The organism is Vibrio sp. 10N.261.51.A3, from assembly GCF_041471965.1.
GTDB lineage: Bacteria > Pseudomonadota > Gammaproteobacteria > Enterobacterales > Vibrionaceae > Vibrio > Vibrio crassostreae_C.
Window position 1 is genome coordinate 1 of sequence record NZ_JBFRPK010000026.1, and the last position, 23,256, is coordinate 23,256.

27 protein-coding genes and 1 pseudogene are annotated in these 23,256 nt (G+C 44.3%); 4 read left to right on the forward strand and 24 right to left on the reverse strand.

Going from position 1 to position 23,256, the window contains the following annotated elements; all coding sequences use genetic code 11:
- Positions 1-159: 159 nt before the first annotated feature.
- From AB4371_RS07395 to AB4371_RS07445, 11 genes and pseudogenes are all read right to left on the reverse strand, one after another.
- The gene (locus tag AB4371_RS07395) at positions 160-624 is read right to left on the reverse strand and encodes a DUF302 domain-containing protein (RefSeq protein ID WP_017061805.1); all 465 of its coding nucleotides are present in this window, start codon (positions 622-624) and stop codon (positions 160-162) included.
- 151 nt (positions 625-775) lie between these two features.
- Positions 776-1,780, reverse strand: a complete 1,005-nt coding sequence (locus tag AB4371_RS07400; protein ID WP_372149355.1) for a S66 peptidase family protein — start codon at positions 1,778-1,780, stop codon at positions 776-778.
- A gap of 140 nt (positions 1,781-1,920) precedes the next feature.
- Positions 1,921-2,178 (reverse strand): hypothetical protein, encoded by a 258-nt coding sequence (locus AB4371_RS07405; protein ID WP_102393703.1) that lies wholly within the window; start codon positions 2,176-2,178, stop codon positions 1,921-1,923.
- Positions 2,179-2,381: 203 nt separating this feature from the next.
- Positions 2,382-2,963, reverse strand: a complete 582-nt coding sequence (locus tag AB4371_RS07410) for an HD domain-containing protein (RefSeq protein WP_102321002.1) — start codon at positions 2,961-2,963, stop codon at positions 2,382-2,384.
- A gap of 129 nt (positions 2,964-3,092) precedes the next feature.
- Positions 3,093-3,509 (reverse strand): VOC family protein, encoded by a 417-nt coding sequence (locus AB4371_RS07415; protein ID WP_017061801.1) that lies wholly within the window; start codon positions 3,507-3,509, stop codon positions 3,093-3,095.
- Between the two features lie 119 nt (positions 3,510-3,628).
- Complete coding sequence (locus AB4371_RS07420; protein ID WP_017061800.1) at positions 3,629-3,973, reverse strand: VOC family protein; 345 nt, start codon at positions 3,971-3,973, stop codon at positions 3,629-3,631.
- 77 nt (positions 3,974-4,050) lie between these two features.
- On the reverse strand, positions 4,051-4,521 hold the full coding sequence (locus AB4371_RS07425) for a GNAT family N-acetyltransferase (RefSeq protein ID WP_017070703.1): 471 nt from the start codon (positions 4,519-4,521) through the stop codon (positions 4,051-4,053).
- 36 nt (positions 4,522-4,557) lie between these two features.
- On the reverse strand, positions 4,558-4,857 hold the full coding sequence (locus AB4371_RS07430; RefSeq protein WP_240698158.1) for a hypothetical protein: 300 nt from the start codon (positions 4,855-4,857) through the stop codon (positions 4,558-4,560).
- Positions 4,858-4,983: 126 nt separating this feature from the next.
- Positions 4,984-5,265: pseudogene (locus AB4371_RS07435) on the reverse strand (glyoxalase); the annotation flags it as partial.
- A gap of 65 nt (positions 5,266-5,330) precedes the next feature.
- Positions 5,331-6,029, reverse strand: a complete 699-nt coding sequence (locus tag AB4371_RS07440; RefSeq protein WP_372149357.1) for a pseudouridine synthase — start codon at positions 6,027-6,029, stop codon at positions 5,331-5,333.
- The gene (locus tag AB4371_RS07445; protein ID WP_017059212.1) at positions 6,029-6,190 is read right to left on the reverse strand and encodes a hypothetical protein; all 162 of its coding nucleotides are present in this window, start codon (positions 6,188-6,190) and stop codon (positions 6,029-6,031) included. The genes AB4371_RS07440 and AB4371_RS07445 overlap by 1 nt, the downstream gene beginning before the upstream one ends.
- 209 nt (positions 6,191-6,399) lie before the next feature.
- Between AB4371_RS07445 and AB4371_RS07450 the strand changes: the two genes are divergently transcribed.
- Positions 6,400-6,801, forward strand: coding sequence for a YkgJ family cysteine cluster protein (locus tag AB4371_RS07450; RefSeq protein WP_017065706.1), 402 nt, complete (start codon positions 6,400-6,402; stop codon positions 6,799-6,801).
- Between the two features lie 53 nt (positions 6,802-6,854).
- Here AB4371_RS07450 and AB4371_RS07455 read toward each other — a convergent pair whose 3' ends face one another.
- The 10 genes from AB4371_RS07455 to AB4371_RS07500 form a co-directional block, all read right to left on the reverse strand.
- Positions 6,855-7,256 carry an NUDIX domain-containing protein gene (locus AB4371_RS07455; protein WP_017059210.1) on the reverse strand — a complete coding sequence of 134 codons (402 nt, stop codon included), beginning with the start codon at positions 7,254-7,256 and terminating at the stop codon, positions 6,855-6,857.
- Between the two features lie 228 nt (positions 7,257-7,484).
- The gene (locus AB4371_RS07460) at positions 7,485-7,865 is read right to left on the reverse strand and encodes an STAS/SEC14 domain-containing protein (RefSeq protein WP_017059209.1); all 381 of its coding nucleotides are present in this window, start codon (positions 7,863-7,865) and stop codon (positions 7,485-7,487) included.
- 121 nt (positions 7,866-7,986) lie between these two features.
- On the reverse strand, positions 7,987-8,481 hold the full coding sequence (locus tag AB4371_RS07465; RefSeq protein ID WP_065583633.1) for an HAD family hydrolase: 495 nt from the start codon (positions 8,479-8,481) through the stop codon (positions 7,987-7,989).
- A 130-nt stretch (positions 8,482-8,611) separates the two neighbouring features.
- Complete coding sequence (locus AB4371_RS07470) at positions 8,612-9,076, reverse strand: ASCH domain-containing protein (protein WP_017059207.1); 465 nt, start codon at positions 9,074-9,076, stop codon at positions 8,612-8,614.
- A gap of 244 nt (positions 9,077-9,320) precedes the next feature.
- Positions 9,321-10,376, reverse strand: a complete 1,056-nt coding sequence (gene glpQ / locus AB4371_RS07475; RefSeq protein WP_102393697.1) for a glycerophosphodiester phosphodiesterase — start codon at positions 10,374-10,376, stop codon at positions 9,321-9,323.
- 77 nt (positions 10,377-10,453) lie between these two features.
- A complete protein-coding gene (gene glpT, locus AB4371_RS07480; RefSeq protein ID WP_029235560.1) occupies positions 10,454-11,827 on the reverse strand; it encodes a glycerol-3-phosphate transporter in 1,374 nt (457 codons plus the stop codon).
- Between the two features lie 505 nt (positions 11,828-12,332).
- Positions 12,333-12,587, reverse strand: a complete 255-nt coding sequence (locus AB4371_RS07485) for a DUF3297 family protein (RefSeq protein WP_017059204.1) — start codon at positions 12,585-12,587, stop codon at positions 12,333-12,335.
- Positions 12,588-12,829: 242 nt separating this feature from the next.
- Positions 12,830-13,264: a GNAT family N-acetyltransferase gene (locus AB4371_RS07490; protein ID WP_017059203.1), complete on the reverse strand. Its 435-nt coding sequence runs from the start codon at positions 13,262-13,264 to the stop codon at positions 12,830-12,832.
- 66 nt (positions 13,265-13,330) lie between these two features.
- Positions 13,331-13,465, reverse strand: coding sequence for a hypothetical protein (locus tag AB4371_RS07495; RefSeq protein WP_276605522.1), 135 nt, complete (start codon positions 13,463-13,465; stop codon positions 13,331-13,333).
- Between the two features lie 23 nt (positions 13,466-13,488).
- Complete coding sequence (locus AB4371_RS07500) at positions 13,489-14,619, reverse strand: PcfJ domain-containing protein (RefSeq protein ID WP_372149359.1); 1,131 nt, start codon at positions 14,617-14,619, stop codon at positions 13,489-13,491.
- A 235-nt stretch (positions 14,620-14,854) separates the two neighbouring features.
- Between AB4371_RS07500 and AB4371_RS07505 the strand changes: the two genes are divergently transcribed.
- The 3 genes from AB4371_RS07505 to AB4371_RS07515 all read left to right on the forward strand — a co-directional run bounded on the left by AB4371_RS07505 (position 14,855) and on the right by AB4371_RS07515 (position 17,882).
- A complete protein-coding gene (locus AB4371_RS07505; RefSeq protein ID WP_017063967.1) occupies positions 14,855-15,277 on the forward strand; it encodes a universal stress protein in 423 nt (140 codons plus the stop codon).
- A gap of 293 nt (positions 15,278-15,570) precedes the next feature.
- The gene (locus AB4371_RS07510; protein WP_372149361.1) at positions 15,571-17,142 is read left to right on the forward strand and encodes a cryptochrome/photolyase family protein; all 1,572 of its coding nucleotides are present in this window, start codon (positions 15,571-15,573) and stop codon (positions 17,140-17,142) included.
- Complete coding sequence (locus AB4371_RS07515) at positions 17,142-17,882, forward strand: SDR family oxidoreductase (RefSeq protein WP_372104475.1); 741 nt, start codon at positions 17,142-17,144, stop codon at positions 17,880-17,882. The genes AB4371_RS07510 and AB4371_RS07515 overlap by 1 nt, the downstream gene beginning before the upstream one ends.
- Before the next feature lie 147 nt (positions 17,883-18,029).
- On the opposite strand, the gene AB4371_RS07520 is transcribed toward AB4371_RS07515, so the two are convergent.
- The 3 genes from AB4371_RS07520 to AB4371_RS07530 form a co-directional block, all read right to left on the reverse strand.
- Complete coding sequence (locus tag AB4371_RS07520) at positions 18,030-18,914, reverse strand: PA4780 family RIO1-like protein kinase (RefSeq protein WP_029235559.1); 885 nt, start codon at positions 18,912-18,914, stop codon at positions 18,030-18,032.
- Between the two features lie 160 nt (positions 18,915-19,074).
- Positions 19,075-19,209, reverse strand: coding sequence for a DUF2256 domain-containing protein (locus AB4371_RS07525; RefSeq protein WP_081324519.1), 135 nt, complete (start codon positions 19,207-19,209; stop codon positions 19,075-19,077).
- A gap of 330 nt (positions 19,210-19,539) precedes the next feature.
- Positions 19,540-23,256 (reverse strand): AAA family ATPase, encoded by a 3,717-nt coding sequence (locus AB4371_RS07530; RefSeq protein WP_372104472.1) that lies wholly within the window; start codon positions 23,254-23,256, stop codon positions 19,540-19,542.

Below are 23,256 nucleotides of genomic sequence, written 5' to 3' on the forward strand. Positions count from 1 at the left end.
CTTAAGGTTCTGTCTATGAGATGGCGCTAAATTCAGTTTCATAAAACTATTTTTATATATTGTTGCTTAGTTGTCAATGCAGCCAAACGTTGATTGGGAAGCTATATCCTCGTCAAGTCGCACCCATTAATAGTCTTAATGAGTGCTAATTGGTCTTGGTTATTTCGCTTTCTTTTTCGCCACTGTCGCTTCTGATAGCTTGCTTAGTACACCCGATACTTTCTTAACGACCTCGTCACAGCCATTGATCGCGTGACGCTCTACCAAGTAATTAGGATCGTTGTAAGACAACCATACTTTCTTATTTGAATCTTCAGTGACTAACACCTTCTGCGGTAAATCTATCGCGACTTCTTGAGCACATTGCATTAATGGTGTCCCTACTTTCGGGTTACCAAAGATGATGACTTCCGTTGGTCTCAATTCAAGATCGACCTTACTCGCGTTTTTCTGATGGTCAATTCGCGCAAACAATGTCAAACCTTTGCTTATAGCGAGTTCTTCAAAGCGGTCAGCGGTCTCTTTCACTGAGTAATTACTTTGGTATTTAATCAAACCATCAGAAGCCGCAGCTAAAAATGATGCAGAGAGTAAAATGGCGCATAGTGGTAGTAATTTTTTCATCGTCACCTCAGAGATTTAACCTAATCAAACTTACATTCATAGCGCCACTTCTAAAATCAGCGACGGAACCCATGTCAGTATAGACGCGATTCGATTCTCAGTTTGCAGAGAGGATCACTTTTCTAATGCGTCTTATTATCATCAGTTTAGGTTAACTCGACGCTAACCATTGGCTTTGAAGCTTGAATGTTTGGTCATCAAAATCAATAGTGCCTTGCACACCTAGTGGCGTGACTAGCATGGGATGGGTGTGACAACTGTCGAAGCCATACAGGATCGGGACATTTTTACCGTTCAGCACTTCAAGAAGTACATCGAGTGGTGTTCGCCCTGTCCCTTTATCATCAAACAACTCATGTTTGCCGAGTACAATAGCGCCTACTTTATCGAATACTCCGCAAGCCAATAAGTGCGCGAATGAACGCTCGACCGCTTCAATGCCTTTTAGTGAATCTTCAATAAGCAGAATATCGCCAGACTGAATTTCTGGCATGTATTCGCTGCCCCAAATCCCGGCCATCGTACTCAGGTTGCCGCCAATCACGCGACCGCTTACTTGACCTCTTCCCATGAAGTGCCATTCGTTATTGTAAACTGGCTTTGCAGAGTCTTGAGTTTCCCAATCGTGTTTAATGTCCGTCCAACTCTCAGGCATCGTGTACTGATGTTGGCTTGAATCCGAGCATAAGATGTCAGTAAACGATTGGAGGGTTTCGTCGACTAATGGCGGGAACTCACCAAATGACGCAACAAGTGCAGGGCCATAAAAAGTCACCAATCCAGTTTTGGCGTAGATGCCTAACAGTAATGCTGTGGCATCTGAATAGCCGACGATGATCTTAGGGTCGTCTCTAAGGGCATCATAATCGATGTATGACAACAGTGAGTTACTGTTGTTACCACCAATGGTCGACATAATGCAGCGCACGTCAGGATCTCGAATGAGCTGATTGAGTTCTTCGGCTCGCGCTTGAATGGAACCAGAACGATACCCTTCTGACTCTCCAGTTAACAAACCTTCAACTAGAATGAAGCCCTGCTTTTCCAAATAACGTTTAGCACGAGCAAATCGATTAGGTGCAAAGACCGTTGCGGGCGATGACGGTGAGAAAAATCCGATTTTGTCACCAATATTTAAAGCTTTTGGGTATATCACTCGTTTGTCCTCTATAACAAAATTGGAATAATACGCCTGACTGAAACTCACTAATTCTTAAAGCAAACGAGTTCTTTAAGCGAGTTGATTTCGGGGTTAGAGCTCAAAAAATTAAGGTTGAATCAAATTTTCATCCCCAATCAGTGCCACGACTTAGTCCCACACTTTTCACACTGGTATTCGTAATCACTGTCGACATAAAAACCGGGAACATTATGGTCACCTTTAAACAATAACGTCATCAGGTACTCCATCAACACGCCTAGCTTCCATTGTTTCTTTTCAGATTCAGTGTCCGCTTTAGATTCAGCATCGGAAGCGTTAACAGCAAGGTGCGGGGTAAGTGCGTTACACTGTTCGCAGTGATAAGGATGTTTAATATACTTATTATCAAGCATTTATATAAGCCAACCAATATTTATAAAGTTGATGCATACTAACAACTTATCACTCGGTTCTCGAACTTATTGTTGTCCACTAGATCTTTATTTGAAAGAAATGAGACACAAGGTAAGTGCCATGCATCTTGAATCAGTTGCCATCGAGATTTCCCTCATTGAACAGCTAAAGCTATTGTTACGCTTAGGTACTAAATTAACTTTTACTTTAATAGCCCTTTGTCCGCAGCACCTTCAAGCTGCACTTCTAGCTCTTTCCATAAGGCACGACTGCCTTTAGAAATACGCTCGCCATTGAAGGTCAGGACTTTGTCTTTGGATATGTTGTGCTTCTTCCAGCTATGACCACCACCATGGATGTTATGAAGCAAAGGCGGCACTCTATCGATCGCCTTACCAAATCTAGCTTCCGGTGACTCACCGGCTTCGAACTCAAGCCATAAATCCAAATACTCGCTTCTTGAATGGCTCGGCAATGATTTCAGCAAGCGCTCGACGCAGTTTCTCTCTTTGAGCTTGTTTTCTTCGGTTTCACTGGCATAAATGATGGTATCTCCCGCATCGATTTCCCCAAGGTCATGAATCAGCAACATCTTCATTACTCGGGTAATATCGATTTCTTCATTGGCATAGTCTTTCAACATGAGTGCGCTCAAACAGACGTGCCAACTGTGCTCAGCGGAGTTTTCATATCGATCCAATCCAACCGGTTTTGTCTGTCGATGAACATCCTTTAATTGTTCAATCTCGACCATGAATTGCAGAATGCCTTTGATTTCTTCCACGATGAGCGTCCTTAACTTAAGTTGATGATTTAGCGGTGCGGAGGGTTAACCTAACGAAAGAGAAGCGTTACTCCCAATGAACCGACATTTTGTAATACGCAACACCCGATGGTTGTGGGCTAAGCTTATCTACCTGTTAGCCATAGGGTGTTCAGGATTTAACTGAAGCAGATCCCACAAGTTACCGTAAAGATCTTCAAACACAGCAACGGTGCCGTAGCCTTGCTCTTTAGGCTCTCGGACAAAGTTAATGCCCAAAGACGTCATACGTTCGTAATCACGCCAGAAGTCATCGGTGTTTAAGAATAGGAATACGCGTCCACCAGCTTGGTTGCCGATGAAATCGAGTTGCTCTGGTTTGGAAGCTCTAGCAAGTAACAGGCTCACACCGGTTGAATTTGGTGGAGCAACAACAACCCAGCGCTTATCTTCTTCTGGCAGATACGTGTCTTCGATGAGATCAAACTTAAGCTTGTTTACATAGAAATCAAGCGCTTCATCGTAGTCTTTTACCACGAGTGCAATGTGGACAATATTCTGTTTCATAACATACCTTGTTGGGGTTTTAGCTGCGTGGAATGATGCCATGAAGCAGGTAAAGACACTAGGTGTCGCATCATAAATCGTAGTATCTCGTCCGTCACAATCTAAAAGGTATACATCATTTATAACTGCCAGAATCCGAGCTCGACGCCACCTTGAATGACAATGGCACACATCCCGTGACGTGGTAACTCCATTGGCGGCACCGCAACTTCGGCGCCTAGTTTCTCGGCTGCAGTTACTGCAGACTGAATATCCTCAACCAACGTGTAATGACGAACAGTTGGTTCTTCAGTTTCACGAAGCGGTGCTCGAATGCCAATGACCCCGCCATTAGATAGCTTTGCAGTGCGCGCCCCACCAAGGTTCACATCTGCACCACTGAATTTCACGTTGTAGAGCTGAGCGTATGTTGCACAAACGACATCGACCTCTGGGGTAACCACTTCAAGATATTGAACCTTCATCAAATTTCCTTCTCGTGTTCTTTAAGACTCTCAACCTGCATACAGCTGTGCAGGTGTTTCTCATCAATAATTTATTACTAAGCAATTCGACCGCGCATGATAAATTGCGGGCCTGCTGCGCCACCTAAATACTGTTGATTGATATCTTCGAAGCCGCCTTTCTTATAACAGTTGAATGCTGCCGGATTTTTGCAATTCACAGTTAAGTAAATCGACTCATACGCTGAGTAATTCGCTTTTAAATACGGAAACAAAGCCTTCACCGTGCCTGTTCCTAAACCTTTACCTTGCTGGTTTTTATCAAGCACAAAAGCTCTCAAGCCAATGCTTCCTTCAGGGCAGAATTCGTAGTGCTCTGCGTAAGCGATATCCAGCTTAAAGAAACCCACAACTTCGTTATCAGACTTAATCACGTGCAAGTGCGTCGTTTCACTGCCGTCTAATAAAAACTCTGCAGCTGTACCAGCGAACTTAACCTGTTCATCGGCGAGTTGGATGGCCTGAACTAACGCCACATGTGAATCTTCAAGCCTTTCGATAGTTATCATTGTTGTTCCTTCTGTATAACACGCACGAAAAACCGACTAGAGCTCATCGCTAGTGTCTCGAGAACCGTAGTTTGGGAAGTTGATATTAAGAACGTTATCGTCCTCAAGAGTGAATAGAACACTTCCATTCTCTACACCGGTTTCGTTTCTATCTGAACAGCCTAGAAACAGCTCCCAATCAAACGAATATTGAAGTCGGTATTGATTCGCATTGATGTGGAGAACGCCTTTGATTTTGATACCGTTCACCACATGTGCCATATCATCGATGTATGACAGATCAGGGATTAACTTTTCTTCGAAATCACTCTTATGCTCGGTTAAGAAATTGAGCAGTTCAGAACATAACTCGGAGCCATGAACCTATGGTTTAGACAGACTAGAAAACAACATTTCTAAATACTCCAAGGATTGTTTTGATATTGGGAAGATGCGCGCGAGTCTGTTACAAATTCAAGCTCAATCGGAAACGGTAACTTCAAAATCCGACACTACATTAGAGTTTTGGATGTTTTGATACCAACTTTTTACGTCTTCAACCAGCAAGTGCATCATGTAATTGTGACAGTGCGCAGGTTCATAAAAGTTTTGCAGAAGGAACGCACAACTGCCGTGTCGTAGATAGGCGATATCGTGAAATTCAGACTTCACTTCAAAGCCGATTGACTGGTAAAAACGCTTGGATAAATCGAAGTATTTCGAGGGTACGAAAGACTTAATCTCTGAGACTTTGAGGTTTTCCATCCTACATCCTTATAGTGTTGATGTTCTTGTGCTGACACGCTTAACGCTTTAAGTGGTTACGGTGTTTATTCAGAGTCTTGCTGAAATGAGTCGACTTCGGCTTTAGTTAGATAACGCCACTGGCCTGCTTCAACATCCAAACGAACGTGACCAATCTGTTCACGGTGTAGGCCAACAACTCGATTCCCGACCGCAGCAAACATTCGTTTTACTTGATGAAACTTGCCTTCTGTAATGGTCAACAGCACTTCTTTACTGGTAATCACCTCGAGCTCTGCCGGACGCGTCGGCTTTTGTTCGCCCTGCAATTGAATGCCCGCTTTAAACTTATCAGCGACATCGTCTTTGATGTCTCGTGACAATGTCACGCGATACACCTTCTTACACGACTTGGTTGGCAGAGTGATGTTGAATGACCATCGCCCATCATCGGTAATCAAGACTAAGCCTGTGGTGTCAGCATCTAAGCGCCCTGCAATGTGCAGTTCTGATGCTTTGTCTATCTCGATGTAGTTGAACAATGAAGGATAAACTTCGTCGATGTTAGAGCAGATAGTACCCGCAAGCTTGTGCATCAGGAGGTAACGAAATTCACGCAACTTAAGCGGCGTGCCATTTAACAAGATGGTGTTGCTTTCATGAACCTGGGCTGACTCATCAGTAACTGTTTCACTGTTTACGTTCACCTCGCCATTATGGATGCGTTCAATCGCTTCAGGCTTGGTTAGTTCAGTGCTTTTACATAGGTATTTATCAAGGCGCATTAATCGTCGGCACCACATTTAGCACAAGGCTTGTAAGTTCGTTCACCTTGCTCGATAACCACATAGTCACCAACGCACTTGTCACATAAAGCGAGCTTTGGGTAAGCCTCTTTTTGTTTCTTTGCGTTAATGTTGCCTTCGGTGGTGTATACGGTTCTCATTTTGATGCCTTTGCTTGAATAACGTGAGAGGCGCAAATTGTATCACTGTTTACATCTTTGATTGGAGTGGTGGTTCATAGATAAATTGATTTTAAGTACCACTATTCCAAGTTCCCGCCCCGTAACGGCATAACCATGAACAACAAAATCAACGTGCCACGCCTATCAGTGGTAAAATGATAAAAGCTCACCAACTTATGAAGTCGATAATGAAAGATTGTAATCAATGCGGAAAATGCTGTATCAAATACGGAGATGGCGACCTTGCCGCAACTCAAGAAGAGATCGATTTGTGGGAGTTGTTCAACCCAGACATCTTTGAATATGTTCGAGGAAGCGAGATCTGGTTCGACCCTGAATCTGGCGAACGTTTAACTCGCTGCCCTTTTCTAGAGCTGGTTCCGACGAAAGACACCAAGGCTCAAGCCAAGTACACATGCAGCATTTACTTAGACCGACCAGAAGATTGCCGACACTATCCAAGCCTGATTAATGAGATGGTACGAGATGAGTGTGAAATGATTGAGGTGGTGGATTTACAAGACACGAAGAAAGCTCAAAGGAAACTCGACCTGTTGATGAAAGACAGCCGCCCTTCAAGCTATTCGTAAGCGATGATCTTTTGAAGATCAATCTTCAGTATTAGCTAGTAGCCGCTAAAACCTTAAGCCAAATACTGGTTCGCTTCTAACCAATCAAGCGCAACCAGTGCCGCCAATGAGCATACCGCTCTGTCGTTGCCATCCACAAACTTAAGCTCTTCAATTTCGGCATCCGGAGACAGTTCGCCTGTATAATCAGCAAGATAACAAGTCAATTGCACTGATACGCCTTCCGCTTTGCCATCAGCTTGGCCTGTAAACGTCTCGACGTATTTGATGGAATCAGGCACTAAATCGACTGAGATCTCTTCTTTGATTTCGCGAACCAGTGCTTGCTCATCACTTTCGCCAGCTTCACGCTTACCACCCGGTAGATAGAACAGTTCTTTGCCTTTTGATCTGACCATCAACAGCTTGCCGTCTTTGATGAATATCCAAGCCAGCTTATCAATTACCTTATGCATGTCGTTAGACCTTATTTCTGTTTTAGTTCTCGTTCTTACTGAATCAAGCCACACCATTAGTCGCGACCAAACAAAGCCTGGGTATGTTACACGCTGGAAGGAATATACTCTATTGAATCGAATAGGAAATATCATCGCCAAAACGAAAAATGACAGCGTTCGAGACAATGCTCATCAACTGTCATTGGCGATGTTTACGAACTGCTCTCTAGCTGCCCGCGAATAGTATCAATCGACTAGCCACTTAAGCGCAGAGTCATGGTCTTCGAATGACTTAATCTCACCGGACACAAACCAACTGCCGACTTTTGATGCCATTTCTTGCCAGCTTTTATCACCATAAATCGCGATTTTGTCTATCTTCGAATTGAGCTCTAATCCCAATTTGAAATCATCCCAAGCTGCACGTAACTCCCATCCTGTTAAGGTTGAGATATCGACCAGCATCTTGAGTTTAGATGAATCGAGTTCTTCTAGCGTGGTATTTAGAATTGGCATCATTGCTTGATAGTCATCGTGTGTAAGCTTGCCTTTCGCTTTAAACACAACGATGGTTTCACCGCTAACACGTTCAATTCCAACCGATATTCCATGACGTTCGATACTCATAACCTAGCCCTCATAGTAGAAACTAGAGTTAGCTTAGAGGATTAAACAGCAAAGAGATGAGAGGTTTACGTCAAAACGGACAAGCGCTTTATCTGAACTTAATATCAGAGAGTTAATCGCGCTACTCCAACAGTTCGCTTAGGGATTGAACTTGTACGATACCTGGATGCTGTGACTTAAGCTCAGCACCTTCCGTGTTCAACCACACCGCTTGCAAACCCGCTTCAAGTGCTGGGTAAATGTCTTTCTCTAGAGTGTCGCCTACCATGGTGATCTCTTGTGGTGAAACACCGAGCTTAGAAATAATGGCAGGATAGAACCCCGACTCGAACTTAGAAAAGCCAATGCTCGCCTTACAAAAGTAACCCAAGATATATTGAGACAGGCCAACACGCTCAAAGGCTCGAATGATGTCGTCTTTACTGGAATCACCAGCATTGGTAGCAACATAAACTAGATGAGTTTTCGACAACTCCCCCAGTAATGCACGAGCACCACTCACTTCTTGTACGGTTTCCCAGTCACACATCTTCCCTTGTGCGTCTGGCAAATCGACCATCAGCGTATTGCCCCAGTCGAATAAGACTATTTCTGTTAATTCGATTAGCTTTGTCATCTTGCCTCCTGCATACGATGAATTATCTAATGTTTAAGCGAGCCTATAAAAACTTCTCGGACGGTTAGGCTCATTATGGACAACCTTGTTACTGTTTATGGAGCACGATCTTCTAAACACAAAATACCCTTTATTGATAAACCACTTTGAAACGCTCCAACATAAGTAACATGTCTTCACTTGGTGAGATCTTGAGCTCTTCACATTCACGAGAGAAGAAGTTCCAGTGAGCTTCTTTCCACCATTCGAGTGTTTTGTCACCCTCGCCTTCGGCAGCAGCAAACTCCGCCGTCACTTCGTTATATTTGCACTGTGAGACTGAAGTGATCTCTACAATGCAAACTGGCTTGCCATCCCAGTCAGTGACGACTTGCAAGTGACCAACTACTGGTCTCGTCTCGCCTTCATGGCTGTACCAATATTCAAGGCTGCAAGACGCTTGTTTTTCACCCTTGAGAATTAACTGGGCGCAGAGGTTGGCATTGTATTCATCAGCACAGTAATAGTCGGCACTAAAAGAGGTGTATTGCGAAGCAACGTCTGCTGGTAATGTGTTGAGGTAGCTATCAAGATAAGCTTTGCTTCTTTCTTCCATGATCTTTCCAAATTCAATATTAGGTTGAGCCGATAAAGACTTATAGAATAAGCATCTGGCTGCATTGGGAGTAACCTATCAAGTCAGGTTATTGCTGTAAACCGAGTGAATATCAAAATGTGGGCTGAGAAAGAAGAATATAGGTAGGATTTCGAGGCCAGTACAAGGAGAGCCAAAAAGTACATTTAGTGTGTGCTTTTGGCTCTGAATATCTCGTTAGTAGTCGCTCGTAATTGGCAGGATATTAACGGTTCAAGAAGTCGACCGCTTTGTCTGGGAAGTCAGTAAACACACCATCGACTTTGACTTGGTTGTAGAAGACATCCAACATGCCATCAAAGTTATCAGCATAAGCTGGGATTCTTCCTGGGTCGGCACGGAACGTGTATGGGTGAACGTCTAAGCCCGCGTCTTTTGCTGACTTCATTAACGGTTTAATGATGATGTTATCTTTGGTCGATGCATTGTCCACCAACATTGGCTTCCAAGGACCAATTCCTTCAGCATAACTCGCCACTTTTTCCATGCCACCAGCTTCAAACATCCAGTCGTAACTGTACGGCGTTGCTTTGTCGCCTTGGTAGGTCATGGTTTCATTCCAATCTGTATAGGCCATCAACTGAACGAGCTTAAGGTCCATTTCCATCGCTGGCATGAGCTCATCATTAATGCGTTGAAGTTCATTGGCGTCGAAACACTGCAAATACACTTTGTCGTCTTTCGATAGGTAACCATATTGATGCAAGGTCGCAAGTACCGCTTTGGAGATGTCTTTGCCTTCGTGACGATGGAACCAAGGTGCTTTAATTTCAGGATAGATGCCCACGTCATAACCTAAGGTCTTATTTAGGCCTTGGATCAGCTCGATTTCTTCTGCAAAGGTAGCGACACGAAAATCAGACTGCCACATTGGGAAGCGCGTTGGGTACCCTGCCACTCTGTTGCCTTGTTCATCTAACTTAAAGCCTTCGGTCACCTTTAATGATTTGATCTCAGCGAGCGTAAAATCAATCGCGTAGTAACGGCCATCTGAACGAGCACGTGTTGGAAAGCGATCCGCGACATCGGTGACTCGGTCTAGATAATGATCATGCAAAACCACCAATTGGTCGTCTTTGGTCATCACGACATCTTGTTCGATGTAGTCGGGTTTCATTGCATAAGCGAGCGCTTTAGCGGGTAATGTGTGTTCAGGTAAATAACCAGAAGCACCGCGATGCGCAATCACTAAAGGATCTGCTAATGCATTTGCAGATAAGCTTAGTGCTAATAAGGTCAGAGACAGTGACGTTGTTTTCATTATTGTTTCCCTTGATAAAACAGAAGCAGGATATACCTGCCTCTGTTGTTATTTATAGATGTGATTCAGTAAATACACTACTGAGCTAACGCTTCTTTCTCTCGTTCGAGATCTTTTTGTTTATGGTGCGCACGCTCACCTAAGAAGGCGTACAGCAGACAGATGATTGAAGCTACACAAGCGCCGACCAAAATAATGAAGCCGCCATCCCAACCGTAATGGTCAACCATAAAGCCGAGTATTGCGTTCGCAGCAACCGCGCCACCTAAGTAACCAAACAAACCTGTTAGACCAGCCGCTGTACCTGCAGCTTTCTTAGGTGCAAGTTCCAGTGCATACAAACCGATCAGCATTACAGGACCATAGATAAGGAAACCAATCGCAACCAGTGCCAACATATCAACCGTTGGGTTACCCGCAGGGTTCAGCCAATATACCAACACAGCGACTGTCACTAGAACCATGAACAAGATACCTGCAGGTGCACGTCGGCCTTTGAATAACTTATCTGAAATCCAACCACACAATAAGGTGCCAGGGATACCTGCCCACTCATACAAGAAGTAAGCCCAAGATGATTTATCTACAGAGAAGTCTTTTGCTTCTTTTAAGTAAACTGGAGCCCAATCGAGTACGCCATAGCGGATAAGGTAAACAAACGCATTGGCAATAGCGATTGACCACAACAGTTTGTTAGAGAAAACGTACTTAAAGAAGATCTCTTTCGCCGTCATTTCTTTCTCATGAGACGTATCGTAGTCGTCTGGGTAATCGTCTTTATGTTCTTCAATCGGTGGTAAGCCGCAAGATTGAGGTGTATCTCTTACAGTAAACCAAACAAAGACAGCAACGAGAGTGGCAAAAAATGCAGGAACATAAAAAGCGGTTCGCCAATCGTCGTTAAAAGCCCACAGCCCCAACAAGAACATTGGGCCAATCAAACCGCCACCCACGTTGTGAGCAACGTTCCATACTGACACTATCTCACCACGTTCTTTTCGTGACCACCAGTGGACCATGGTTCGTCCACAAGCTGGCCAACCCATACCTTGGAACCAACCATTCAAGAACAGCAGGATAAACATCGCAGTGATGCTGCCTGTTGCCCAAGGCATAAAGCCAAAGCAGAACATCACCAGTGCCGACATTAACAAGCCACCGCTGAGGAAGTAACGAGGGTTAGAACGGTCAGAAACACTGCCCATTAAGAACTTAGATAAGCCGTAAGCGATAGATACCGCCGCTAATGCAACCCCTAGTTCTCCACGGCTAAAACCTTGTTCAATGAGATAAGGCATCGCCAAACTAAAGTTTTTACGGACTAAGTAGTACCCCGCATAGCCAACGAAGATGCCAAGAAACAGCTGCCATCGTAGTCGTGTGTAGGTGCTATCGATCTTATCTGATGACAAGCGATCGATATGCGCCATAGGTTTGAATATTCCAAACATAGGAACCTCATAATTATTGGGCGAAGGAAGAATTTAAATGCTCGAACGAAAAAATTTAGCGCTCATTCGAAATCAAGGGAATTGTATGTGCTTCAGGATTAATTTCTGTGATAGAGGTAGTTATTAACAAAAAATAACTTTAAATACAGCATATTAGTTTCATTTAATTAGACTGCGCTTCATATTTTTGTTTGTATCTGTTTAATTAAACATCAGAACTTTCGAGTACGAATAAATCCAAAAAGAGCGAGCGAACATAAATCAACCAACAACAACTTTGTTATTACTGCGAATGCATAGTGAATAACAACAATTTTGGTTGAATCTGTGGAGTTATGAAGGTGGTTTGGGCTATTGGTTAAAGAAGTTCGCTAAAATCAATGCAAACAAAAAGGGTCTAGATTTCTCTAGACCCTTTTAGGTAATAACGCTTGGTGGCTTGATGTTGGCTAATTAAGCAAACATTAGCTAATTACTCGAAGTATTAGCTAGCCACACGACATGATTATGCGTCGATGTAAAAAGCTTCTACAGTGCCTTTTAGAGTAATAAGCATTGGCTGACCAAAACGATCTAGCGCTTTTGGAGAAGGGATCTTAACCCAACCTTCGCTGATGCAGTATTCTTCAACATCAGTACGCTCTTTACCATTTAGACGAATGCCGATTGGGTATTCGAAACACTCAGCAACGTGGTGTGGGCTGCGTGGGTTGCCTGCAAGATGATCTGGTAAAGCTGGTCTTGAATTAGTATCGCTCATGTTCATTACCTGTATGTACGTAAATAAAAAAAGTGCGTCATTCTAGTCAATATAGGCTTTGTGCTCAACAACTGCTGCAATAAATCGTCTTGATCGTTTTAATCAACAGCTAGTTGTTTGATTTAAAGGCGATATCGGCATGAGTTTCAACGAAAATTTAACAGGTTTATGCATTATGGATGAAAGGGAGAAATTCAATACTCGAACGGCAGATAAACTAATATCAGGCTTTTATTCCGAGCTTATCGATTAAGCTCAATACTCATCACTTTATGGTTCGGTTCTGATTCGATATTTACGATTGACCAACCTAGCCCTTGGTAGAGACCCATGATATTGGTGTACGCGTAGAGTTGAGTTTGCACTGCAGAAGAAACCTGTCTGACACCACGATTAATCAGTTCACTGGCAATGCCTTGACCGCGCCATTGAGGGTCGACAAACACAGCGTTGATCCACACTACATCACGAACTTGGTGAGGTTCTTGAAAATAGGAATACGCCAAGCCACCAATGACCACATTATCGCGAAGTACTGTTATTACTGGAGGGAGTTGTACGTTTTCTTTATATGTATCTTTAAACTTGAAATCAGACCATTCACTTTGAAATAAGCCCTCTAACTCATGCCAATAAGGTGAGTTTTCATCGCAATTTCTAAAGATTACTTTCTGCATTTTTCCGTCCTTTTAAAGAGAGTAATTCGGCTATCCTAGCCTTGTTTAATCTAAGTGTAGGTAAAGCTACTCTTCTTCGTCGTAATCGTCTGCTGGGTATTGATTAATTTCTTCGCCGCATCCTAGGCATTCACCTTGCAGATCCGTAGGCATCACAATAATCAAACCACAATGAGGGCAAAGATCGCCTTGTTGAAACATCCTGTATTCCTTCTACTTAATGGCTATTGCTTAGGATATTTTTGCTTACTCGCTTCTAGCCAGTCGTGAATCACTTGGCGAGCGGATTCCGACGGAGGTGCATTTCGTTTTCCGCAGATTTGGTCTATTTCAAAAGGAAATGCTTTGCTCGGGACGCGGCGTAAACCTATGGTTAAACGCTGAGGCTTGAGCATGCGGAACACCACATAACGATCGCTCATGATTCGGTTGTGATACACGCCAATACAGTGCTTCTGCTCGATGCCTTCGTGTTCAAGGTCGTAATAATCCGTGAGCGGATGAATGTTGTCATTGCCAAGTAAAGGAACGGGATAAGGGATGTCTTTATCCATTGGGCAGTTACCCTCCAAACGACGTAATTGGCGTTGCTCCGTCCAGCGGTCATGGAGTTGTTCAAACATCGCAAAAGAGTTCTGACTGGTAATCGCGCGCAGTGGATCATCCATCTCCAAATCTAGTCCTAACAATATCGCATCTTGGAACATCGCCATCTTCGACGGTGCGTTAAGTCTGCCCTCTTCCACCATTGCAATCCCTAGCCTGCTACCAGTTAGAAATGGATGAACTTGGTCCAAACGCAGGGCTGTGTATCCAACTTTTGAGTAATGCTTAAACTTAAGGACTCGTCTTTGCAGCGGTTCGAGAATACGAACAATGTGGTCGAGTTCATCACCAACATTGTAATGAAGCTCTAGCTTGTCGATGAATTTGAGTGTCGCCTTGCTGCCGTCTAAGCCCAACTTGGTAAGGATCTTCTTCTGCCCTAAGCGACTTAGTGCCAGTGCTTTCTTGTTGTCGACACTGTATTTCATGCAGATCAAAGCTAAAATAACAGGCCTTAATTCAAGCAATTGTGCGGCTTCATAGGTATTCGCAGCAAGCCACAGCATCTGGTATTGGTACTCTGGAAAGTCGTCGGTGATTTCACGATAGCGCGTAGGCAATGAGTCTAACCAACGACCATTCACGTCAAACTGTTCAACAAGGTTGAGGCTCAGCCCAATGCCCCCATCAAGCGGTCGTCTACCATCTTCCAACACATGAAAGCCGACGAGCTTTTGAGACCAATCTCGGATCTCAATGTCGTAGTCGAAACCTAATGTTCGAGTGGGAATGGTTAGTAGTGCTGTCATTGATGCCTCTTCGTTATTGGCGCATTGAACTATCAAGCCTATCTAACAGCATAAGCTAGCGCTTCAACCACTATATCAACCTTTTGTAAATTTCTTATCAATCAAAGCGATATAAATACGATAGTGCTTAGAAGAACATTGAATGATGATTTTACGCATTATGAGACCTCTTCGATATCATTTGTGCCAACAGAAACTATGCTTGATACATAACTCACAACAAGAGGCTTTAATTATGGATTACCGACATATTCTGGTCGCACTTGAACTGTCTGACGACACCAAGATTCTCATTGATAGAGCGACCTTCTTCGCTGATAAACTGGAGGCTGGCATTTCATTTGTTTATATCGATGGTACGCATGGAGAAATTTACCCAGAGCTCGTTGATATTCAAGGAAATGACGGTGATTTACCCATCAATGAAGATGCCGTTAAGCATTTGAAAGAGTTTGAAGCCTACGCCAAACACCCAATTAAGCACATTTTCGTGGGAACGGGTGATTTGAACGATAAGCTCAAAAATGCCATCGAAGCAAATGGCGTTGACCTATTGCTGTGTGGCCATCACCATGATTTTTGGCATAAGCTCATCTCCCATTCTAAACAGATCATCGATACTTCCCCTATCGATATTCTCGTTGTTCCTATGGAATAGAAGCTCCAGTTCGACACTCAAAAATAACCGGCTTTGCCAACCTCTATCGGTATTATTGGTTGGCTTGATATCCTCTTCAACACACTCATCCTGACCGAAATCTCCTATTTCCCACTTAGAGTAATCATTTGTGATCTTGTCAGCCTATCAACTCGTAAGCGTCTAATAATTAACAAATCACGTCATTTCGATTTGAATCAACGTACTGAAATGTACGACCCAGACCATGCCTTCATCAATCAATGGACAGGCGGTAACGCAGTCACAACAAGCCTCACAAACCAGGACGCATTATGAAATTTAAAACGGTACGACTTGTATTAGGTGACCAACTCAACATTGAGCATTCATGGTTTCGACAGGTTAACGATGACGTTATTTACATCATTGCTGAGCTAAAACAAGAAACAGATTATGTTGCCTCTCACGTTCAAAAAGTGGCCGCGTTTTTCTGTGCGATGGGTTACTTCGCTAACGAACTCAAAGAACAAGGTCATCAAGTACTACACCTTACTCTTGACGACACAACGCAATTTGAAAACCTAGACACACTTTTAAAGCACTATGTACACGAATTCGGCGCAGAGAAATTCGAATATCAAAGGCCAGATGAATATCGCCTCTTAGAGCAGATGAACAAGCTCAAGCTGACCAATGCGACCAAAGGTTGTTGTGATACAGAACACTTCCTCTTTCCATTCGAGGAGATAGAACAACAGTTTCCAAAAGACAAACACATCATGATGGAACACTTCTATCGCCGAATGAGAAAACGTTTCGACATTTTGCTAGAAGACGGAAAGCCCGTTGGCGGAAAATGGAATTACGACGCGAACAATCGAAATAAGCTCAAGAAACAAGACATCGAAAACCTACCTCAGCCGCTGATGTTTACCAATGATATAACCGACATTTTGCAACGTATCGAGCACCACCAAGTGCAAACTATTGGTCAAGTCGGTAACCAGTTACTATGGCCGGTGAACCGCGCACAAAGCTTGTCTCTACTCGCTCATTTCTGCCAAGTCTGCTTGCCGTTATTTGGGCAGTTTCAAGATGCGATGACGACAGAGCACGACTCTAAATGGAGCTTGTATCATAGCCGTATATCGTTCTCGCTGAACAGTAAACTGCTGAGCCCTAAAGAAGTGATTGATGCAGCACTGTCGGCCTACCAAGCATCCTGTCTTCGAGACAGCTCACCAGATAAGCCAAGCATCGATATTGCACAGGTCGAAGGATTTGTACGCCAAATACTGGGGTGGCGAGAGTACATACGCGCCGTCTATTGGGCAAACATGCCTGCTTACGCCAACAAAAACCATTACTCAGCACATAATAACCTGCCCCATTACTTTTGGGACGGACAAACCAAGATGAACTGCATGAAGCATGCGATTGACCAGTCTCTTGAGTTTGCTTACGCGCACCACATCCAAAGGTTAATGATCACTGGCAACTTCTGTTTAATCACGGGTATAGACCCTGACCAAGTCGACAGTTGGTACCTCGGTATTTACGTCGACGCGATTGAGTGGGTTGAAATGCCAAATACGCGAGGTATGGCACTGTTTGCGGATGGCGGGATCGTAGGAACCAAACCATACTCTGCCAGCGGTTCCTATATCAACCGCATGAGTGACTACTGCAAAGGCTGTCACTACAAGATAAAAGAACGCAGCGGCGAGCAATCTTGCCCTTTCAATAGCTTGTATTGGCGCTTTATGGACCAGCACCGCGATGCGTTAAACCGCAACCCACGTATGGGAATGTTATATCGCTCTTGGGACAACATGGATGAGCAATCACAACAAGCGATTCTCGATACTGCTGAACAACGAATCACAAACTTGGAGAACTTATAATGGTGGAGCAACTCAGATTACACATATTGGTGGTCGGTGGGAGCGGCGGTATTGGTTTCGCTGTGGTTAAACACCTATTATCTGAGCTCTCTCGGTTTGATTTTCTTGATGTGCATGTAGACGCGACTTACCACTCTCAACAGCCGGAACAAGAAAACAATCGCTTGAGCTGGCACAAAGTCGACGCCACCGACGAAGCTGATATTAAGCGCTTGAGTTCTGAGTTTGAACAACTTGATTGGCTGATCAACTGCGTGGGTATGCTCCACACTCCAGATCTTGGACCGGAAAAGAACTTGTCGTCCATCGACCCTGAGTTTTTCCTCAAAAACATCTCTGTGAATACCCTGCCCAGCTTGTTATTAGCAAAACACTTCACGCCGATACTTAAAGCGAGCGACAATCCAAAGTTTGCTGTGGTATCCGCAAAGGTTGGCAGTATTTCAGACAACAGATTAGGCGGTTGGTATAGCTACCGCTCATCGAAAGCAGCCCTAAATATGTTCATCAAAACCATGTCGATCGAATGGCAACGCACCATTAAGAAAGGCACCGTGTTGGCTCTGCACCCGGGCACGACAGACACAGCTCTGTCGAAGCCTTTTCAGACCAATGTCCCTGAAGGTAAGTTGTTTGAGTCAAGCTATGTCGCCCATCAGTTGGTCGATATTATTCGCACTGCCACACCGGATAACAGTGGGCACTTCTACGCTTACGATGGTGAACAGTTAAATTGGTAGTTGATACGAGTGTCCGTCTTTCATTAGTGCTAAAAAAGAAAACCCAACAGAGTTGAAGCTCCATTGGGTTTTTATTTAGAAAGAACGCCTCTGTTTTAAAAGGCGTTTGGTTGATATCTAGCTAAAGATCAAAACTGATCATCACGATTATTCAGCCCAATTGAACTTAGTATCGTCAACACCTTCTTTCTCTTCTTTAGCTCGCTCGCGTCGATGTTGTTCTTCAATTCGCGCAGCGTCTATCTCTTGCATGATGGCTTCGATATCAGCCAAGTCGTCGGTTTCCGTAAACTCACCCGTCAGTTTGCTGTCTGGCTTCAAGTCGCCTTTCTCGTACAGCGCCCACATTTCCTTGGCATACTCGGTTTTTGCCAGTTCAGGAGCAAACTGAGCGTAATAGTCACGGATGTTATTGATGTCACGAGCCAGCATCCACTCAGCGTTGTTGTTAGCCGAAGCGTCAACCGCTTGTGGTAGGTCGATAATTACTGGACCGTACTCATCCACCAATACGTTGAACTCAGACAAGTCACCATGGATCAAACCAACACACAGCATTTTAACTACGTAAGTCATCATCACGGCGTGGTCTTCGATCGCTTGCTCTGCTGACATAACGACATCGTTCAAACGTGGTGCAACGTAACCCTCATCGTCAGTGACCAGCTCCATAAGCAGTACGCCATCAAAGCAACCATAAGGGACAGGCACACGAACACCCGCTTCTGCCAGTTTATATAAGGCATCCACTTCAGCACTTTGCCAAACCTTTTCTTGTTGTTCACGACCAAAGCCAGAGCCTTTTTCCATCGCTCGAGCGCGGCGGCTATTTCGGACTTTTCGGCCTTCACGATACGCGGTCGCTTTTTTGAAGCTGCGTTGGCTTATTTCCTTATATACCTTGGCACAACGGATCGTATCGCCGCAGCGCACAATGTACACCGATGCTTCTTTGCCACTCATGAGTTGGCTTGTCACCTCGTCGACTAAACCGTCGTCAACTAAAGGCTGTATTCTTTTAGGTATCTTCATGCCGCCTTTATACATCACTTATCTTACAGATAGAAATATTAACTTGAGAAATGAATGACGAAACGATTAAAGGATCATCAAAATTACGACAAAGGAAGGAAATATTGGAGTTAACGGGTTTAGATCATGAGGATTGACCTGATCTATTCAGATTATGGGACTAAGACTTATTACGACGACAACGTTCAGAACAGTAGATCACGTCATCCCAACAGCGCTGCCATTTTTTACGCCATGCGAAAGGCTTTTGGCAAACAGGACATATCTTAGTCGGTAAATGGGGTTTCTTGTGCATGGCCGTTCCCTTCTTGAAGCATCCACTTCCTGCGTTTACTAGAGATTCCCTATTACGCTCGTACCTCGCTTTAGGGAATGACGAAGGTAATGCGAACAAATCTAGATTCCCTATTCCGTTCGTACCTCGCTTTAGAGAATGACGAAGGCAATACGAACAAAGCCTAGTTCTCTATGACGTTCGTTCCTGACTTTAAGGAGTGACTGCGTAGTGATTTGTGACTACTCCCGACTCCGTCATCCTCGAGAAGGAGGAACGACTGAGTCGGGGATCTGCTTCATCTAGCTCTATTTCTGCGCAGATAAATTTAGCAAGAACCAAAGTAACAACCTAAGCGACAACCTTGTACTGCTTCTCCATCTCACTCACACCTAAGCCAGAGTGTTTTGTCACTTTAAGCTGAACGGGCACTCGCTCTTTCAGTGCTTCAACGTGGCTAATGACACCGATCATCTTGCCTGATGCATTCAAGTTATCTAACGCGTTAAGGGCAATGTCCAATGTGTCACTATCCAACGTGCCGAAACCTTCATCTAAGAACAGAGAATCAATACTGGTTTTGTAGCTCACAAGATCAGAAAGCGCTAATGCCAACGCCAAGCTCACCAAGAAGCTTTCGCCACCTGATAAAGTCTTTGTATCACGCATCACATCGCCCTGCCATGTGTCGAGCACTTGCAGTTCTAAACCATCGTCGGCTTTACGTTTAAGCTCGTAACGACCATGCAAACGTTGTAGCTGCTTGTTCGCAAGGTACACCAAGTTTTCCAATGTTAAACCTTGGGCAAACTTACGGAACTTGTCGCCGTTCTTAGAGCCAATAAGTGAGTTCAAACGAGAGATATCATCAAACTCGACTTGTTGCTCATCAATTTGCTTAAACAGATCTTGCTGATTGCTGCGGTTCTGGCTATCCGTTTCAAGATTGGCAGAAATTGCGCCGATCTTGGTTGCATGGCTTTGTTGTGCGTTTTGACAATCAGTCGTCGCTTCTTCAACTTGCTGTTGGTTTTGCTCTTGCCATGCTTTCGCATTTTCGTGGTTTTGTAGCTCCACTTTCGTCGTTTTGGCGGTGTTCAACCTTGCTTGCGCACTGACAATCGATTCGTCTAAAGTCTTCTTCAGGCTTTGAAGTTGAGTTCTAACCTCTTCATCCAACAACGCTGCTTCAAAATTCACCTCATCTTCGAATGGGCTAGCTTTCAGTGCATCTAACCAAGCATTCAACGCTTGTGTGTGACTGAACTGCTTGCTGACTAGCTCGTCCGAGAAACCAGTGTGTTTGGTTTGCTCGGTTCGATGTTCCAGTTCACTGCGGTTAAGCACTAACTGAGCGGCATCAAATGCATTTACCGCTTCAGTGATTTTTTGCTTCATCGCATTGCTGGTGGCTTGAATGTCTTTGTCACCAAACAACTCTGTTCTTTCAGCCGTTACACGAGTGAGTTCTGACACTAAAGACTCACTCTGTTGCGTCAGTGTCGCGAGCTCTTTCTCAACACTGCTTAGCTTGTCGTCTAACGTTTTCAATTCGGCATTTTGAGTAATCAGTTGCTTCTCAATATCGGCCTGTTGCTGTTTGGTTTGCTGCCATGTGCTTGATGCTTGCGATTTCGCAGTAAACCAATCATCGATATGCTCAAGTTCAGGTGCTTCGATAGAAGTTTGAACAATGCTCTCTTTCAAAGCGTTCCATTGCTGGCCTTTCGCTTGAGCTATTTGAGTCACTTGCTCGTTTGCGACTTGGTTTTGCTTATTCAAATCAGCTAAGCGTTGCTCGGCCAACTCGAGATTAGACTGCGCCTTGTCAGCCATAACACTTACAGACAGGCGTTGTTTCTCAGCTTCAGCGTAATGCGCTTTAGCATCACCCAACGCTTTGAGTTGCTGCGCGCTCTGACTTAGTTGAAGTTCACACTGCTGAGCAAAGGTCGCGACTGTAGCTTCATTGCCTAAATCGTTAATCGTTAGCAGTGCCAGTTCAGGAGCCGTGCCAACGAAATCCGATAAGCTCTGTTGAAGCTTGCCGACAACGCCTTGCCAATTCAGCTGAGCTTGTTGAATATCCGCTTGCGCACGTTGAATGTCATCGTTAAGCGCTACAATCACAAGGGTAAGAGAATCTAACTGCTGACGATGCTCTTGGCCTTCTTTCTGAATCGCTGCTAATTCTTGTTCCTCAAGCTCTTTCTGGGCATTCAAATCCTTCGAACTTTGTGATTGTTCGATCGCATGGTCTGTTGAACCACACAATGGACAATCCATACCTGGCTTCAATGACGCTCGGTATTTCGCAAGGTCACCTTCTTGATCAATTAAGCGAACTAAACGTTCAAGTGAGGTCTTTTTTTCTTGGTATCGCAGAAGCAACACTTCACGCTCTTTCGAAACCTTGTCGACCAACTGGGTGTTGGTTTGATGTGCCTGTGTTTTTGCGTGCAGCTGTTGTTGGGCATTTAGGAAACAACGATTGATCTCGAGTAATGAGTGCGTATTGCGATTCCAAAACTCCAACAGATCTTTTTGCGAATTCAACACTTGCTCGCTAGTGTTGCCTTGCAAGGCTTCCCACTGTTGCTTTGCACTACTTTCTAGCACAACCAATTCAGCTAAAGTTTTATCTTGCGTTGCTTTAGCGTCTTGAGCAGATTTGATAATCGTTTGCTGTGCATCAACCGCAGACAACGCTTGCTTCGCTGAATTCAACTGCTCTGAATGCTGGCGCTCTAGAGTACGAACTTGCTCGACCTTTGCTTGCCACTGACCTAGGTATTTTTCCAAATGCTGGTCAGCTTGATGCGTATTTAAGTACTCAGTACTGCGTTGATCTTGTTGCTTTAGTGCATCTATTTTTTGAACCAAAACGACCTGTTGATTAAGCTGCTGCGTATGTTGCTCGTTTAGCGTGTTCGCTGCATTAACGGTCGCAGTTTGCTTATCTTTGAGTACGGCAATTTGGTTGTCTAGCGGACGCACGAGATCGATGATCTTATCTTGATCTTGTTGCTCACTTTTTACCTGTTCGACAATCGCACTGCTTTGAGTCAGTTTAGTTTGCGCGTCTTGCATTTCTGCATCACGAACGGCAAGTAACTTGGTGCTGTTATCTAGGTGAGCTTGAGTAGTGTTCACCTCTTGTTCGCAACGCTTTAAATCTTTGTGTACTGGACGCAGCTTTTCAGCCGGCTCACTGTTTGCCAAGCGCTCTAGTGACGGTTGGTTACGGTCTAGTTCATCTTGAGCGGTTTTCAGATCGAGCTCACTGGCCGCAATAGTTTGCTCAGCTTTGGTCACGTCTTTCCACCAGCTAAGATGGGCTTGCCACTCTTTTAATTGCTCGGCTAAACGCTTCTGCTCTACTTCTAGCGTTTCACGCTCTGCGGTCAGCTCTTTGATTTGCTCTTCAGACAGTAAGCTCACACCTTCAGCTTTCGCTTTAAGTTGATTAAGCGACTCTTCACTCGACTTAAAATGATCGTAGATACGCTCTGAGATCAGGCTATACACTTCGGTACCCGTCAGCTCTTCTAGTAGCTCTGCACGATCGTTGGCATTGGCATTTAAGAACGCCGCAAACTCACCCTGAGACAACATGATGGATTTAGTGAAGCGTGAGAAATCGAGGCCCGTGACCTGCTCCACCAACTTGATCTTCTTAGTGAGCATGGTCTCTAACACTTTATCTGTGTCGGCATCTGCAAATTCACAGGTCGGCGTTTGCAATGCGCCATCGTGTTTTCCACGCGCTCGCTTTTGGTGGAAATTAGATCGGTACGTTTTACCTTGAACTTCAAATTCCAGTTCAGCAAAACACTCGCCCGTACCACGAGTCATTAATTCATTATTACCTTTAGCAATGCTTTTCAAACGCGGTGTGCGATGGAAAAGTGCCAAGCAAATCGCATCAAGAATGGTGGTTTTACCCGCCCCAGTTGGACCAGTAATTGCGAACAGACCGTTTTCTGCAAACGGCGATTGGGTAAAATCGAGCTTCCAGCGCCCTTTCAAAGAGTTCAGGTTTTCAAATTCTAGGCTTAAAATCTTCAT

What these genes read in the sequence shown, in the direction of transcription:
- AB4371_RS07395 (WP_017061805.1), bottom strand. Translation starts at nt 624, where the DNA reads ATGAAAAAATTACTACCACTATGCGCCATTTTACTCTCTGCATCATTT.
- AB4371_RS07405 (WP_102393703.1), bottom strand. Translation starts at nt 2,178, where the DNA reads ATGCTTGATAATAAGTATATTAAACATCCTTATCACTGCGAACAGTGT.
- AB4371_RS07415 (WP_017061801.1), bottom strand. Translation starts at nt 3,509, where the DNA reads ATGAAACAGAATATTGTCCACATTGCACTCGTGGTAAAAGACTACGAT.
- AB4371_RS07420 (WP_017061800.1), bottom strand. Translation starts at nt 3,973, where the DNA reads ATGAAGGTTCAATATCTTGAAGTGGTTACCCCAGAGGTCGATGTCGTT.
- AB4371_RS07425 (WP_017070703.1), bottom strand. Translation starts at nt 4,521, where the DNA reads ATGATAACTATCGAAAGGCTTGAAGATTCACATGTGGCGTTAGTTCAG.
- AB4371_RS07440 (WP_372149357.1), bottom strand. Translation starts at nt 6,029, where the DNA reads ATGCGCCTTGATAAATACCTATGTAAAAGCACTGAACTAACCAAGCCT.
- AB4371_RS07445 (WP_017059212.1), bottom strand. Translation starts at nt 6,190, where the DNA reads ATGAGAACCGTATACACCACCGAAGGCAACATTAACGCAAAGAAACAA.
- AB4371_RS07450 (WP_017065706.1), top strand. Translation starts at nt 6,400, where the DNA reads ATGAAAGATTGTAATCAATGCGGAAAATGCTGTATCAAATACGGAGAT.
- AB4371_RS07455 (WP_017059210.1), bottom strand. Translation starts at nt 7,256, where the DNA reads ATGCATAAGGTAATTGATAAGCTGGCTTGGATATTCATCAAAGACGGC.
- AB4371_RS07460 (WP_017059209.1), bottom strand. Translation starts at nt 7,865, where the DNA reads ATGAGTATCGAACGTCATGGAATATCGGTTGGAATTGAACGTGTTAGC.
- AB4371_RS07465 (WP_065583633.1), bottom strand. Translation starts at nt 8,481, where the DNA reads ATGACAAAGCTAATCGAATTAACAGAAATAGTCTTATTCGACTGGGGC.
- AB4371_RS07470 (WP_017059207.1), bottom strand. Translation starts at nt 9,076, where the DNA reads ATGGAAGAAAGAAGCAAAGCTTATCTTGATAGCTACCTCAACACATTA.
- glpQ (WP_102393697.1), bottom strand. Translation starts at nt 10,376, where the DNA reads ATGAAAACAACGTCACTGTCTCTGACCTTATTAGCACTAAGCTTATCT.
- glpT (WP_029235560.1), bottom strand. Translation starts at nt 11,827, where the DNA reads ATGTTTGGAATATTCAAACCTATGGCGCATATCGATCGCTTGTCATCA.
- AB4371_RS07485 (WP_017059204.1), bottom strand. Translation starts at nt 12,587, where the DNA reads ATGAGCGATACTAATTCAAGACCAGCTTTACCAGATCATCTTGCAGGC.
- AB4371_RS07490 (WP_017059203.1), bottom strand. Translation starts at nt 13,264, where the DNA reads ATGCAGAAAGTAATCTTTAGAAATTGCGATGAAAACTCACCTTATTGG.
- AB4371_RS07495 (WP_276605522.1), bottom strand. Translation starts at nt 13,465, where the DNA reads ATGTTTCAACAAGGCGATCTTTGCCCTCATTGTGGTTTGATTATTGTG.
- AB4371_RS07500 (WP_372149359.1), bottom strand. Translation starts at nt 14,619, where the DNA reads ATGACAGCACTACTAACCATTCCCACTCGAACATTAGGTTTCGACTAC.
- AB4371_RS07505 (WP_017063967.1), top strand. Translation starts at nt 14,855, where the DNA reads ATGGATTACCGACATATTCTGGTCGCACTTGAACTGTCTGACGACACC.
- AB4371_RS07510 (WP_372149361.1), top strand. Translation starts at nt 15,571, where the DNA reads ATGAAATTTAAAACGGTACGACTTGTATTAGGTGACCAACTCAACATT.
- AB4371_RS07515 (WP_372104475.1), top strand. Translation starts at nt 17,142, where the DNA reads ATGGTGGAGCAACTCAGATTACACATATTGGTGGTCGGTGGGAGCGGC.
- AB4371_RS07520 (WP_029235559.1), bottom strand. Translation starts at nt 18,914, where the DNA reads ATGAAGATACCTAAAAGAATACAGCCTTTAGTTGACGACGGTTTAGTC.
- AB4371_RS07525 (WP_081324519.1), bottom strand. Translation starts at nt 19,209, where the DNA reads ATGCACAAGAAACCCCATTTACCGACTAAGATATGTCCTGTTTGCCAA.
- AB4371_RS07530 (WP_372104472.1), bottom strand. Translation starts at nt 23,256, where the DNA reads ATGAAGATTTTAAGCCTAGAATTTGAAAACCTGAACTCTTTGAAAGGG.